Here is a 12,139-nt window from a genome sequence, read left to right on the forward strand (position 1 = left end):
CGGTAAATCATCAGGAGAACATAGCTGGAAACTAAACTAAACGATAATAAAACGGCTCCATAAGGAGCCGTCGGTGAACGAACCATCAAATCACGCCGCAGGCGTAGCGCCCGCCGCCGCCGCCGAGCGGCTGCGGATGATCGGCGTGGTTGTCGCCGCCGATATGCACCATTAACGCCTTGCCCTTGATCTCATCCAGAGATTTTAGCCGCGGCGCCAGCACCGGATAGTCGGCGCTGCCTTTCTCATTGACGTAGATCGCTGGCAGATCGCCGAGGTGGCCCTCGCCGTAGGGACCGAGGTGCTTGCCGGTTTTTTGCGGATCGAGATGGCCGCCCGCCGCGCCCGCCGCCACCGTTTTGCCTTCAGAGACGCCGGGTTCGCAGCTGCCGTTGGCGTGAACATGAAAGCCGTGCACGCCGGGCGTCAGGCCGTTCAGCTTCGGTGTAAACAGCAGACCGTAATTCGTCTGTTCGATATCGACCGTGCCGATCGCCTCGCCGATGCCCTCGGCGCTCACTTTATGCAGTGTGACCTCTTGCGCCAGCGCGTTGCCGGCCAGGCCGCCGCTTATCGCGAACAGACATGCTAAGACCGATTTTTTCATTATCGCTTGCCTCTTATCTCCCACAGGGTGTGATAAGCCTGGCCGCAATTTCCGATCTGCGCCGCTGCTTGACACAGCTTTACGCTTCAGGGCACATCGTAACCCAGCGCCGCTTTGCGAATGCGGAACCACTGCTGGCGATCCAGCGTCACCTCAAGCGCCGCCACCGCTTCGCTGACGCGTTCAGGATTGCCGGAGCCGATGATCGGCAGCGGCTGGCTCGGCAGCGCCAGCACCCAGGCGTAGACTACCTGCGCCAGGCTGGCGGCGCCGGTTTCGAGGCGCACCTGCTCCAGTTCGTCGCGCAGCGGCTGATAATGCGGATCCTGAAGCAGCTCGCCGCCGCCCAGGCAGGACCACGCCATAGGCCGCAGGCGCAGCTGCTGACACTGGTCGAGGGTGCCGTCCAGCAAAACATTTTGCTGAATCGGCGAGATCTCTACCTGATTGGTGGTCAGCGTAAAGGGCAGACGCGACTGCAGCAGCGCGAACTGCGACGGCGTGAAGTTCGACACGCCGAAATGCAGCACTTTACCGCTCTGATGCAGCGCCAGAAACGCCTCGGCCACCGCATCGGCGTTCATCAGCGGATCGGGACGATGGATCAGCAGCAGGTCGAGCCGGTCGGTGGCGAAATGGCGCAGCGAGTTTTCCGCGCTCTGCACGATATGCGCTTTGTCGGTGATGTAATGTCCAATGCGATGTTCAGGCTTCGCGCGCGTGGCGATGCCGCATTTGGTGACGATCTGCAGGCGATCGCGCAAGCCGGGCGACAGCTTCAGCGCCTCGCCAAAGGCGGCTTCGCAGCGGTAGTCACCATAGATATCGGCGTGATCGACCGTGGTGATGCCTAGCGAGAGATGATGTTCGATAAAGCTGATGCGCTGCTGCGGGGTCATTCCCCACTCCATCAGGCGCCAGTAACCCATGATCAGCGGAGAGAAAGCGGGCCCCTGCGGCGAGATCTGTTGCGCTTGTAGCATAGTGATATCCCTGTGTTTGCTCTTTCAGTCAGTGTCAGGGAGTATAACGAAAAGCGCTCAGAACAGGGATGGCTGTTGCGGTTCGGCATCGTCTTCCGGTTTCTGCTGGCGCAGCAGACGCAGGCGGCGCTGATGGCACAGACGCAGCACGTCGCGCTTCTGCGCGTCGCTGAACTTCATCCAGTTGAAGCGCTCTTCCCGGCTGCGCAGGCAGCCGAGGCAGTAGCCGCGCGCATCCACCTGGCAGATGCCACGACAGGGACTGGGTACCGGGAAAAACTCAAGTTGCTCCGCCACAGGCTCTCCACCTCGCTGATTATCTCTTTTAAAGATAGCTTAAGGTGCGTGCCTTTCTCGCTGCGGCCCGCGCGTCTCGTCACTAAATGTAACTAATTAGTTTGGCTAAACAGATAATTCCGCGCATAGTGTTGAGCCTTTGTTAAGGTTTTCCCAAGTTATTACCTTTATTCTCTTTTGGCTATCATTTGTTTTTTTACTGGATACTCATGCAGTTGAAAAAGTTACGCTGTCACGAAAACACCTTTAATCTGGCGGTTTCCCTGTTCTTCGCGCTGGTCCTGAACGGTTTGTTTCTGTTCCGCGCCTGGGAACGCATTCCTTATACATCTCTGCACGACTACTTCTTTGCCGCCAGCCTGCCCCTTGTGCTGACGGCGGCGTTCGGCCTGATCTTTAATCTGATCGCCTGGCCTTACCTGCGCAAGCCGCTGCTGGCGGTGCTGATCCTGACGAGCGCGGCGGCAAATTACGTTATGTTTAGCTTCGGCACCGTTATCGATACCAATATGGTGCAGAACGTCTTTGAAACCGATCTGCAGGAGTCCACCGCGCTGCTCAGCCGTAACGCCGTTATCTGGCTGCTGCTGATGGGCGTGGCGCCGACCATCGTCATACTTCTGACGCGCTTCAAACGCCGCGAATGCTGGTGGATGAATCTCGCGTGGCGCGCGCTGTTTATGGCGGCGTCGCTGGGCGTTATTCTGCTGATGGCGCTGCTTTTTTATAAAGATTACGCCTCGCTGATCCGCAATAACAAAGGGCTGGTCAAAATGGTCACGCCAGCCAACATCGTCAGCGGCGCCGGCCACTACGTTAATAATCGCTGGATGAAAGGCAGCCAGGCCTGGGTGCATATCGGACAGGATGCGCATAAAGGCCCCACCATCGCCGCGGAGCAGAAAAAAACGCTGGTGGTGCTGGTCGTCGGCGAAACCGCGCGCGCAGAAAACTTTTCGCTGGGCGGTTACCCGCGAGAAACCAACCCGCAGCTGAAAAAGCAGAATGTCATTTACTATCCGCAGGCGACCTCCTGCGGCACGGAAACCGCCATCTCCGTGCCCTGCATGTTCTCTAATATGCCGCGCGCTCACTACGACGCTGATCTGGCGCATCATCAGGATGGCGTGCTGGATATCCTCGGCCATGCGGGCATCAGCGTGCTGTGGCGTGAAAACGACGGCGGCTGCAAAGGCGCCTGCGATCGCGTGCCGCATACCGATATGACGCTGTGGAAGCTGGACGCCTGGTGTCAGGCGGGATCTTGCCTCGACGACGTGCTGCTGCATCGGCTGGACAACTATACCCACAGCCTGAATAACGACGGCATTATCGTGCTGCATCAGATGGGCAGCCACGGCCCCGCCTACTATCGTCGCTATCCGCCGCAGTTCCGCCAGTTTAAGCCGACCTGCGACAGCAATCAGATTCAGGACTGCGACCATCAGGCGCTGATGAATACCTACGACAATACGCTGCTTTACAGCGACGATATGATCGCCCGCACCATCGATATGCTGAAGGGATTGAGCGACCGCTTTAACGTGGCGCTGGTCTATCTCTCCGACCATGGCGAATCGCTCGGCGAACACGGCATGTATCTGCACGGTGCGCCCTATCTGTTTGCGCCGTCTCAGCAGACGCATATCCCCCTGCTGCTGTGGATGTCGGATGATTACGCCAGGACCTACGGCATCAATCAGGCCTGCCTGCGCCAGCAGGCGCCGACGGCGGAGGTGTCGCAGGACAATCTGTTCCATACGCTGCTGGGGATGTTCAACGTGCAGACCCGCGAATACCAGCCGCAGCTCGACATGATCAGAACGTGCCGTAAGGCGGGCTAGCGGTTGCATCCGACCGATCGGTCTACTACCTTAAGCGCCATGAACAAGACGCTGCAACGTACCGAAACCCGTGAACATCTGCTCGCTACCGGCGAGCAGCTCTGCCTGCAGCGCGGTTTCACCGGAATGGGACTCAGCGAGCTGCTGACGCTGGCGGAGGTGCCGAAAGGCTCTTTCTACTACTATTTCCGCTCGAAAGAGGCGTTTGGCGTGGCGCTGCTGGAGCGCTACTTTCTCCATCTGCACCAGCAGGTCGAGGCGCGGCTGCAGCACGGCGAAGGCACGCCGCGCGAGCGTCTGCTGGCGCACTTTCGCCAGGCCGAGCAGCTGTTCAGCGAACAGGGACATATCGTCGGCTGCCTGGCGGTGAAGCTCTCCGCGGAAGTCTGCGATCTCTCCGAGCCGATGCGCGACGCCCTGCAGCGCGGCGCCAGCCGCATTATCGCGGCTTATACGCAAACGCTGGAAGCAGCGCTGCGGCAGGAGACGATGAAGCTGCCCTACGCGCCGCGCGAGATGGCGGAAGTGATCTATATTCTGTGGCTGGGCGCCAGCCTGCAGAGCAAGCTGTCCCGCGAGCCGCAGCCGCTGCGCCTCGCATTGAGCACTCTCGAACAGTGGCTGCAAACCCACTGATTTTAAAAACGTTGTTTTATAGCAGACCGGTCTACTACAGGAGTTGTTATGGCAAGTACCCAGCTGTTTAGCCCGCTTAAAGTAGGTGCGATTACCGTACCGAACCGCGTATTTATGGCGCCGCTGACGCGTCTGCGCAGCATCGAGCCAGGCGACATTCCGACGCCGCTGATGGGCGAATATTATCGTCAGCGCGCCAGCGCCGGCCTGATTATCACCGAGGCGACGCAGGTCTCCTTCCAGGCGAAAGGCTACGCCGGCGCGCCGGGTCTGCATACCCAGCCGCAGATTGCCGCCTGGAAAGCGATTAACGCAGGCATTCACGAGGCGGGCGGCCACAGCGCCGTTCAGCTGTGGCACACCGGCCGTATTTCGCATAACAGCGTGCAGCCGGAAGGCAAGGCGCCTGTCGCGCCCTCCGCCATCGCCGCCGGCACGCGTACCTCGCTGCGCGCGGAAGACGGCAGCGTCTACCGCGAAGAGACCTCGACGCCGCGCGAGCTCACCATCGCCGAGATCAAACAGATTGTGGCCGACTTCGGCCAGGCGGCCGCCAACGCGCGCGAGGCGGACTTCGATCTGCTGGAGCTGCACTCGGCGCACGGCTATCTGATGCATCAGTTTTTGGCGCCAGACTCCAACCGTCGTACCGATGAATATGGCGGCAGCATTGAAAAACGCGGCCGCTTCGCGCTCGAAGTGGTCGACGCCGCCATCGCCAACTGGTCTGCCGATCGCGTCGGCATTCGCGTTTCGCCGATCGGCAGCTTCCAGAACCTGGATAATGGCCCTGAAGAAGAGAAAGCCGCGCTGTGGTATATCGGCGAGCTGGCGAAACGCAATATCGCCTATTTGCACCTTTCCGAGCCGGACTGGGCGGGCGGCAAGCCTTACAGCGACGCCTTCCGCGAAAAAGTGCGCGCGATCTTCCCCGGCGTGATTATCGGCGCGGGCGCCTATACCGTGGAGAAAGCGGACGATCTGATTGCGCGCGGCCTGATCGACGCCGTGGCCTTTGGCCGCGACTTTATCGCCAACCCCGATCTGGTGGCGCGTCTGCAGCAGGACGCCCCGCTCAACCCGCAGCGCCCCGAGAGCTTCTACGGCGGCGGCGCGGAAGGCTATACCGACTACCCGACGCTTTAAGCGTGACGCTGGCGTGACAACGGTTACGCCAGCGGCCGTTTTTTGCTATTTTCACCGCTATACTTAGCGTTTGAGTCATCAGAAGATGACGATTTAATAAAAGAGGATGTTATGCGTTTACTTCACACCATGCTGCGCGTTGGCGATCTGCAACGTTCCATCGACTTCTACACCCGCGTTCTCGGCATGCGCGTGCTGCGTCAGAGCGAAAACACGGAGTATAAATATACGCTGGCATTCGTTGGCTATACCGAAGAGAGCGAAGGCGCAGTCATCGAGCTGACCTACAACTGGGGCGTGGACAGCTACGATCTCGGCAACGCCTACGGCCATATCGCGCTGGGCGTGGATGACGTGGCAGCCACCTGCGACCGCATCCGCAACGCGGGCGGCAAGGTCACGCGCGAAGCGGGTCCGGTGAAAGGCGGTTCCACCATTATCGCCTTCGTCGAAGATCCAGACGGCTACAAGATCGAGCTGATCGAAAATAAACATGCCGGTCACGGCCTGGGCAACTAAGTTTGCCGCTTCAGTCTGCACGCTGCGGCAGGCTGAAGCTTTCCCTTCTGCTGCACCCTCCTCTTTTTTTTGCCATAATGCGCGCTGCCTATTTTCTGCTATGAGATGCTGATGTCTGAAACGAACTCCCTGAACGCGCTGAATCAACGTTTCCGAGGTTTCTATCCTGTGGTGATCGATGTCGAGACCGCAGGCTTTAACGCGCAGACCGATGCGCTGCTGGAGATCGCCGCCACCACGCTGAAAATGGACGAAGACGGCTGGCTGCACCGCGACCAGACGCTGCATTTCCACGTCGAGCCTTTCGAAGGCGCGCTGCTTCATCCGGAGGCGCTGGCGTTTACCGGCATCGATCCCAGCAACCCGCTGCGCGGCGCGATCAGCGAATATGAGGCGCTGCACGCCATTTTCAAGATGGTGCGCAAAGGCATCAAGGATCACCACTGTAATCGCGCCATCATGGTGGCGCACAACGCAACCTTCGACCTTAATTTTATGATGGCCGCCGCCGGGCGCGCCGGGCTGAAGCGCAACCCTTTCCATCCGTTTGCCACCTTCGACACCGCTGCGCTGAGCGGGCTGGTGCTGGGGCAAACGGTACTGGCGAAAGCCTGTAAAGCGGCAGGCATGGATTTTGACAGCACCCAGGCGCACTCTGCGCTCTACGATACCGAGCAGACGGCAACGCTGTTCTGCGAACTGGTGAACCGCTGGAAACGGCTGGGCGGCTGGCCGCTGCCGATGGCGGCGAGCGACGACGACGCGGAAGCGACGCCGGAACAGGCGTAAAAAAAGGCCGACTTGCGTCGGCCTTTTTTATTGCGCTGCTTTTATTCCGCTTCTTTGTGCTTTTCCGCCGTCTCTTTGATCAGCGACTGCAGTTCGCCGCGCTGAAACATTTCGACGATAATATCGCAGCCGCCGACCAGCTCGCCGTCTACCCACAGCTGCGGGAAGGTCGGCCAGTTGGCGTATTTCGGCAGCTCGGCGCGAATATCAGGGTTCTGCAGAATATCCACGTAAGCAAAGCGCTCACCGCAGGCAGAGAGCGCCTGCACCGCCTGCGCAGAGAAACCGCAGCTTGGCAGTTTCGGCGAGCCTTTCATATACAGCAGGACCGGGTTTTCTGCGATCTGGCGCTCAATTTTTTCTACAGTACTCATAATTGCCTTCCTTAATTCCCTACTTCGTGTTTGTTTATTGTAGCGACTTCGCCCCGTCCCTGAAAACGACAATTTCTCGCTTGCCAGGCGAAACCGCCATGTTTGTTAAGTTCTTTAGTAAAGATCTGGCTTTTTCTGACGATAATCAAAACTTAAGCTGTTCATAACTGGTAATAACTTTGCTGCTATAAACTGCTGAAATCGCTCATTTATGAGTCAGATGCAACCCTGTAACAGTTTAATAGAAAAATGGCTTAACTTTTGAAAAAAACCTGGCTTAGAATGGCCCCGGCGCTGATCTCCGATCAGATTTTTCTAACCTCGTTACGGCCTGTTGTCGTAACCGCTAACCCTGTAACCGGACTATGCGATTACTGATTACGCTCTTTATATTAGCTTTCGCGCAGCTGTTCATGAACATCGCTTCGGCCTCACCGCAAGCGCCGGTTAACGCCAGCCTGCACAAGGCGGAGAAAAAAAGCGCGCGCGAAGATGAGCGCCGCAAACGGCGACCGGTTAAAACCAGCGCGAAAAAAGCGCGCCCTTCTACTGCGCAAAAACTCAAACTGAAAAAGCAGAAGAAAATTGAAACGGCTAAGCTTTCCCCTTCCGCCGCCGACACCAAAAAAACCCTGAAATCTTCTCGCAAACGCTATGGCCGCCAGCGCTCGCTGAGCACCGTAAAAGCCGCTACTCTCCCGCTGCTGGATAGCGACGGCACGCCCACCATCAAAATGAGCAAGTCCCATCGCCTGCGTTACCAGAAAGCGCGCGAAACGGCGATGACCAAGCTGATGGGTCAGTTGGGCAAGCCTTATCAGTGGGGCGGTACCTCGCCGCATACCGGTTTCGACTGCAGCGGCCTCGTCTGGTACGCCTATAAAGATTTGGTAAAATTCAGAATCCCGCGCACCGCCAACGAAATGTACCACCTGCGCGACGCTGCGCCGGTGAAGCGCGAGTCGCTGGAAAAAGGCGACCTGGTCTTCTTTCGTATCAACGGCCGCGGCACCGCCGACCACGTCGGGGTTTACCTCGGCAACGGCAAATTCATTCAGTCGCCGCGCACCGGAAAAGATATCCAGATTAGCGGGCTCTCGGATGATTACTGGCAGCGTCACTATATCGGCGCGCGCCGGGTAATGACGCCGAAAACCATTCGCTAAACGCGAAAAAAAACCGGGATAATCCCGGTTTTTTTATCGCTGTCTGTTAGTGCATGACGGCGGTAAAGCTAAAGGCCACAATCATCAGCAGCGCCGCGCCGGTGGTCATTAATGCCAGTTTCAAATCGGTGCTCATTTCCTCTCCTTATCCACACAATTATCAGGGTCTTGTGCGATTTTCCCATAGTTGTCGGTAAAAATCTCGTTTTATCCCGCAAGCCTTGTTAGAATCCCCGGCTTTGTTGCGCAACTGACGCAACGCCCGTACCGTTCGTACGCAACAGCCCCTGTTTTGTCCTGCCCAGTGAGTATTTCACCGACAAAAACTGTAGCGAATTAACAGAAAACTCTCTTAGCGGACGCAAACGTTTAACATTATGCTTATCAGTGGGTTATTGATAAGTTCTGGAGTCTCTTTTTAATGGCAACAATTAAAGATGTCGCGAAGCGCGCGGGTGTTTCCACCACCACCGTTTCCCACGTGATCAATAAAACGCGCTTCGTTGCGGAAGAGACGCGCAACGCCGTCTGGCAGGCGATTCAGGAATTACACTATTCGCCCAGCGCCGTGGCGCGCAGCCTGAAGGTCAACCACACTAAAACGCTGGGGCTGCTTGCCACCTCCAGCGAAGCGCCCTATTTTGCGGAAATCATCGAAGCGGTCGAGCACCACTGCTTCGAGCGGGGCTACACCTTAATTCTTGGCAACGCCCACAACGATCTGCAAAAGCAGCGCGCCTATCTGTCGATGATGGCGCAGAAGCGCGTCGACGGCCTGCTGGTGATGTGCTCCGAGTATCCGGACGATCTGCTGAAGATGCTGGAAGAGAACCGCAATATTCCGATGGTGGTCATGGACTGGGGCGAATCGCGCGGCGATTTTACCGACACCGTGCTCGATAACGCTTTCCAGGGCGGCTATCTGGCGGGACGCTATCTGATTGAACGCGGCCATCGCGATATCGGCGCCATTCCCGGCCAGCTGGAGCGCAACACCGGCGGCGGGCGCCATGCGGGCTTTTTGCAAGCGCTGGAGGAAGCAGGCATCGCGGTGCGTCCCGAATGGATCGTACAGGGCGATTTCGAACCGGAATCGGGCTATCAGGCGATGCAGCAGATCCTGCAGCAGAAGCAGCGCCCGACGGCGATCTTTTGCGGCGGTGATATTATGGCGATGGGCGCGATCTGCGCCGCCGACGAGATGGGACTGCGCGTGCCGCAGGATATTTCGGTGATCGGCTATGACAACGTGCGCAACGCGCGCTACTTCACTCCGGCGCTGACCACCGTGCATCAGCCTAAAGCCCAGCTGGGCGAGAAGGCGCTGGAGATGCTGCTCGATCGCATCACCAGCAAACGCGAAGTGTCGCAGACCATCGAAGTGCATCCCACGCTGATTGAGCGCCGCTCGGTCGGCGACGGCCCGTTCCGCGACTACCGCCGTTAATCCTCGCTTAACCACTCCTGATTGAGCGTTTGCGCATCGCCGAGATAGCTGAGCAACCAGCTAAGCGCCGGCGATGCGCGCGCCTCCGACCAGCTCACGCAGCAGTGACTTTCCGGAAAGGGTGCAGGCAGCGTCAGCTCCGCCAGCTCGCCCTTATCCAGCAGCGGACGCGCCAGATGGCCCGGCATCATCGCCACGCATAAGCCATCCAGCACGCACGCCAGCCCCGCCTGCCAGTCCGGCACCACCAGTCGGCGCTGGTTATCCAGCGTCCAGGTCATGCGGCGCGGCAGCGCGCGCGAGGTATCCTCCAGCACCAGCGACGGCCAGACGCGCAGCGCGTCGTCGTCGAGCTGCGGCTGCTGCGTCAGCGGATGGTGGCGCGCCACGACGCAGCGCCAGTTCAGCGCGCCCATATCGCGAAAGGAAAAGCGCCCGCCGACCGGGATCGCCTGGGTGGCGCCGATCGCCACGTCGACGCGTCCGTCGGCCAGCGCGTCCCATACGCCGTTAAACACCTCATAGCTGATGTGCAGCTCCATATCGGGAAAGTGTCGATAGAAGTCGGTCACCAGCTGACGGCTGCGTGGCAGCTTCACGATGCGATCGACCGCGATGCTGAGCTGCCCGCGCCAGCCGTTGGCCAGCTGCTGGCACTGCCTGCGGGTGGCGAGCATTTTTTTGATAACCTCGCGGCCTTCGCGCACGAAATGCTCGCCAGCGGCGGTCAGCGCCACGTCGCGATGCTGCCGTTCAAACAGCGGCACCGCCAGCCATGTTTCCAGCTGGCGCACCGTATAGCTGACGGCAGAGGGCACGCGATGCAGCTCCTGCGCGGCGGCGCTAAAACTGCCGGTGCGCGCCACGGCGTCTACCACTTCAAGCGCATATTCGGACCACATGCTTTTTCCTTTCAAAAATTTTCACAGCACTCTGCAAATATTAACGTTTCACAGCGGCAGGCGCACCCTTTTACACTTTGCCGCGTTTAACCTGCCTGACGAAATATGAGATTAAAAACCATGCTGTCATCAAAAGGATTTATGCCCTACCTCGCTCTGCTCAGCATGCTGGGCTTTCTGGCGACCGATATGTATCTGCCCGCCTTCGGCGCGATGCAGATCAGCTTTAATACCTCGCCCGGCATTATCAGCGCCAGTATGAGCCTGTTCCTGGCGGGTTTCGCCATCGGTCAACTTTTCTGGGGCCCGCTTTCCGACCGCATCGGCCGCAAACCGGTTCTGCTGATGGGGCTGGGACTGTTCGCGCTCGGCTGCGCCGGCATGCTGTGGGTGGAAAATGCGGTGCTGATGCTGGCGCTGCGCTTTATTCAGGCAATCGGCGTCTGCGCTGCGGCGGTGAGCTGGCAGGCGCTGGTGGTGGATCGCTATCCGCGCGCGCGCGCCAATAAGGTGTTCGCCACCATTATGCCGCTGGTGGCGCTTTCGCCCGCGCTGGCGCCGCTGCTCGGCGCCTGGCTGATTAGCCACTTTCACTGGCGTTCGATCTTTCTGGTGCTGACGCTGACCGGCGTGGCGCTGATGCTGGTGACGCTGCGCCTGCCCGCCAGCCGCCCGACGGCAAAAGAGGCGGGCGATCAGCCCGGCTTCTTCTCGCTGCTGCGCTCCGGCGTCTATGGCGGCAACGTATTGATCTATGCCGCCTGCTCCGCCAGCTTTTTCGCCTGGCTGACCGGCTCGCCCTTTATTCTCGCCGATGCGGGCCTGACGCCGGCGGATATTGGCCTGAGCTATATTCCGCAAACTATCGCCTTCCTGCTGGGCGGATTTGGCTGCCGCGCCCTGCTCAACCGCTTTGCCGGCGCGCAGCTGCTCCCCTTGCTGCTGGCACTTTACAGCCTGAGCGTGACGACGCTCTTCGGCGTGGCGCTTACCGGAAGCCACAATCTGATCGCCCTGCTTGCGCCCTTTTGCGGCATGGCGCTGGCGAACGGCGCGATTTACCCGATCGTGGTGTCGAATGCGCTGCTGCCGTTCCCGCACGCCACCGGTAAAGCCGCGGCGCTGCAGAATACCCTGCAGCTCGGTCTTTGCTTCCTTGCCAGTCTGGCGGTCTCCGCAGGTTTACAACAGCCGCTGCTAATGACTACGCTGATTATGGTGACCACTATCGCACTGGCGATGGCGGGCTACGTCTGGCAGCGACGCGCCAGCGCACAAATGGATATTGTCCGCGTTACCACTCCCTGCCAGGATAATCACTAAGGCAACTTTTATAGTTAGCTGCCTAACAATAAGTCGTTGAATACTGACCTGGTTGAGCATATACTCGATCAGGTCAATAAATCTGCAACAAATCAATAACATAATT

The 12,139-nt window shown here is 58.8% G+C and carries 14 protein-coding genes; 8 read left to right on the forward strand and 6 right to left on the reverse strand.

The window, feature by feature from the left end; translation table 11 throughout:
* Window positions 1–85: 85 nt before the first annotated feature.
* From sodC to PVE98_RS10815, 3 genes are all read right to left on the reverse strand, one after another.
* A complete protein-coding gene (gene sodC, locus PVE98_RS10805) occupies window positions 86–607 on the reverse strand; it encodes a superoxide dismutase family protein (RefSeq protein WP_033747437.1) in 522 nt (173 codons plus the stop codon).
* Between the two features lie 86 nt (window positions 608–693).
* Window positions 694–1,590, reverse strand: a complete 897-nt coding sequence (locus PVE98_RS10810; protein WP_333620461.1) for an aldo/keto reductase family oxidoreductase — start codon at window positions 1,588–1,590, stop codon at window positions 694–696.
* A gap of 57 nt (window positions 1,591–1,647) precedes the next feature.
* Window positions 1,648–1,887: a DUF1289 domain-containing protein gene (locus tag PVE98_RS10815; RefSeq protein WP_033747441.1), complete on the reverse strand. Its 240-nt coding sequence runs from the start codon at window positions 1,885–1,887 to the stop codon at window positions 1,648–1,650.
* Window positions 1,888–2,096: 209 nt separating this feature from the next.
* On the opposite strand from PVE98_RS10815, the gene eptA reads away from it, so the two are divergent.
* The 5 genes from eptA (at window position 2,097) to rnt (ending at window position 6,821) form a co-directional block, all read left to right on the forward strand.
* The gene (gene eptA / locus PVE98_RS10820) at window positions 2,097–3,731 is read left to right on the forward strand and encodes a phosphoethanolamine transferase EptA (RefSeq protein WP_096073072.1); all 1,635 of its coding nucleotides are present in this window, start codon (window positions 2,097–2,099) and stop codon (window positions 3,729–3,731) included.
* A gap of 39 nt (window positions 3,732–3,770) precedes the next feature.
* Window positions 3,771–4,367, forward strand: coding sequence for a TetR/AcrR family transcriptional regulator (locus PVE98_RS10825; protein ID WP_033748012.1), 597 nt, complete (start codon window positions 3,771–3,773; stop codon window positions 4,365–4,367).
* A 48-nt stretch (window positions 4,368–4,415) separates the two neighbouring features.
* Complete coding sequence (locus PVE98_RS10830; protein ID WP_096073071.1) at window positions 4,416–5,513, forward strand: alkene reductase; 1,098 nt, start codon at window positions 4,416–4,418, stop codon at window positions 5,511–5,513.
* 111 nt (window positions 5,514–5,624) lie between these two features.
* Window positions 5,625–6,032, forward strand: coding sequence for a lactoylglutathione lyase (gene gloA, locus PVE98_RS10835; RefSeq protein WP_033747448.1), 408 nt, complete (start codon window positions 5,625–5,627; stop codon window positions 6,030–6,032).
* A gap of 111 nt (window positions 6,033–6,143) precedes the next feature.
* Entirely contained in the window at window positions 6,144–6,821 is a 678-nt protein-coding gene (gene rnt / locus PVE98_RS10840) for a ribonuclease T (protein ID WP_033748016.1), read from the forward strand.
* Window positions 6,822–6,862: 41 nt separating this feature from the next.
* Here the strand turns inward: rnt and PVE98_RS10845 are convergent, their stop codons facing one another.
* A complete protein-coding gene (locus PVE98_RS10845; RefSeq protein ID WP_407568596.1) occupies window positions 6,863–7,198 on the reverse strand; it encodes a Grx4 family monothiol glutaredoxin in 336 nt (111 codons plus the stop codon).
* 362 nt (window positions 7,199–7,560) lie between these two features.
* Between PVE98_RS10845 and PVE98_RS10850 the strand changes: the two genes are divergently transcribed.
* On the forward strand, window positions 7,561–8,361 hold the full coding sequence (locus PVE98_RS10850; protein ID WP_096073070.1) for a C40 family peptidase: 801 nt from the start codon (window positions 7,561–7,563) through the stop codon (window positions 8,359–8,361).
* A gap of 46 nt (window positions 8,362–8,407) precedes the next feature.
* Here PVE98_RS10850 and PVE98_RS10855 read toward each other — a convergent pair whose 3' ends face one another.
* Window positions 8,408–8,497 (reverse strand): YnhF family membrane protein, encoded by a 90-nt coding sequence (locus tag PVE98_RS10855; protein WP_094078480.1) that lies wholly within the window; start codon window positions 8,495–8,497, stop codon window positions 8,408–8,410.
* A gap of 285 nt (window positions 8,498–8,782) precedes the next feature.
* Between PVE98_RS10855 and purR the strand changes: the two genes are divergently transcribed.
* On the forward strand, window positions 8,783–9,808 hold the full coding sequence (gene purR / locus PVE98_RS10860) for an HTH-type transcriptional repressor PurR (protein ID WP_033747455.1): 1,026 nt from the start codon (window positions 8,783–8,785) through the stop codon (window positions 9,806–9,808).
* Here purR and punR read toward each other — a convergent pair.
* A complete protein-coding gene (gene punR, locus PVE98_RS10865; RefSeq protein ID WP_033747458.1) occupies window positions 9,805–10,710 on the reverse strand; it encodes a DNA-binding transcriptional activator PunR in 906 nt (301 codons plus the stop codon). The genes purR and punR overlap by 4 nt on opposite strands.
* A 120-nt stretch (window positions 10,711–10,830) precedes the next feature.
* Between punR and punC the strand changes: the two genes are divergently transcribed.
* Complete coding sequence (punC, locus tag PVE98_RS10870; RefSeq protein WP_096073893.1) at window positions 10,831–12,033, forward strand: purine nucleoside transporter PunC; 1,203 nt, start codon at window positions 10,831–10,833, stop codon at window positions 12,031–12,033.
* Window positions 12,034–12,139 lie beyond the last annotated feature (106 nt).

This window comes from Pantoea sp. GABEPS69 (assembly GCF_045780835.1).
Classification (GTDB): domain Bacteria; phylum Pseudomonadota; class Gammaproteobacteria; order Enterobacterales; family Enterobacteriaceae; genus Pantoea; species Pantoea septica.

Bases quoted from the DNA above. Each gene is read 5' to 3' on its own strand.
- sodC (WP_033747437.1), bottom strand. From the start codon at position 607: ATGAAAAAATCGGTCTTAGCATGTCTGTTCGCGATAAGCGGCGGCCTG.
- PVE98_RS10855 (WP_094078480.1), bottom strand. From the start codon at position 8,497: ATGAGCACCGATTTGAAACTGGCATTAATGACCACCGGCGCGGCGCTG.
- purR (WP_033747455.1), top strand. From the start codon at position 8,783: ATGGCAACAATTAAAGATGTCGCGAAGCGCGCGGGTGTTTCCACCACC.
- PVE98_RS10825 (WP_033748012.1), top strand. From the start codon at position 3,771: ATGAACAAGACGCTGCAACGTACCGAAACCCGTGAACATCTGCTCGCT.
- gloA (WP_033747448.1), top strand. From the start codon at position 5,625: ATGCGTTTACTTCACACCATGCTGCGCGTTGGCGATCTGCAACGTTCC.
- punR (WP_033747458.1), bottom strand. From the start codon at position 10,710: ATGTGGTCCGAATATGCGCTTGAAGTGGTAGACGCCGTGGCGCGCACC.
- punC (WP_096073893.1), top strand. From the start codon at position 10,831: ATGCTGTCATCAAAAGGATTTATGCCCTACCTCGCTCTGCTCAGCATG.
- PVE98_RS10850 (WP_096073070.1), top strand. From the start codon at position 7,561: ATGCGATTACTGATTACGCTCTTTATATTAGCTTTCGCGCAGCTGTTC.
- PVE98_RS10830 (WP_096073071.1), top strand. From the start codon at position 4,416: ATGGCAAGTACCCAGCTGTTTAGCCCGCTTAAAGTAGGTGCGATTACC.
- PVE98_RS10810 (WP_333620461.1), bottom strand. From the start codon at position 1,590: ATGCTACAAGCGCAACAGATCTCGCCGCAGGGGCCCGCTTTCTCTCCG.
- eptA (WP_096073072.1), top strand. From the start codon at position 2,097: ATGCAGTTGAAAAAGTTACGCTGTCACGAAAACACCTTTAATCTGGCG.
- rnt (WP_033748016.1), top strand. From the start codon at position 6,144: ATGTCTGAAACGAACTCCCTGAACGCGCTGAATCAACGTTTCCGAGGT.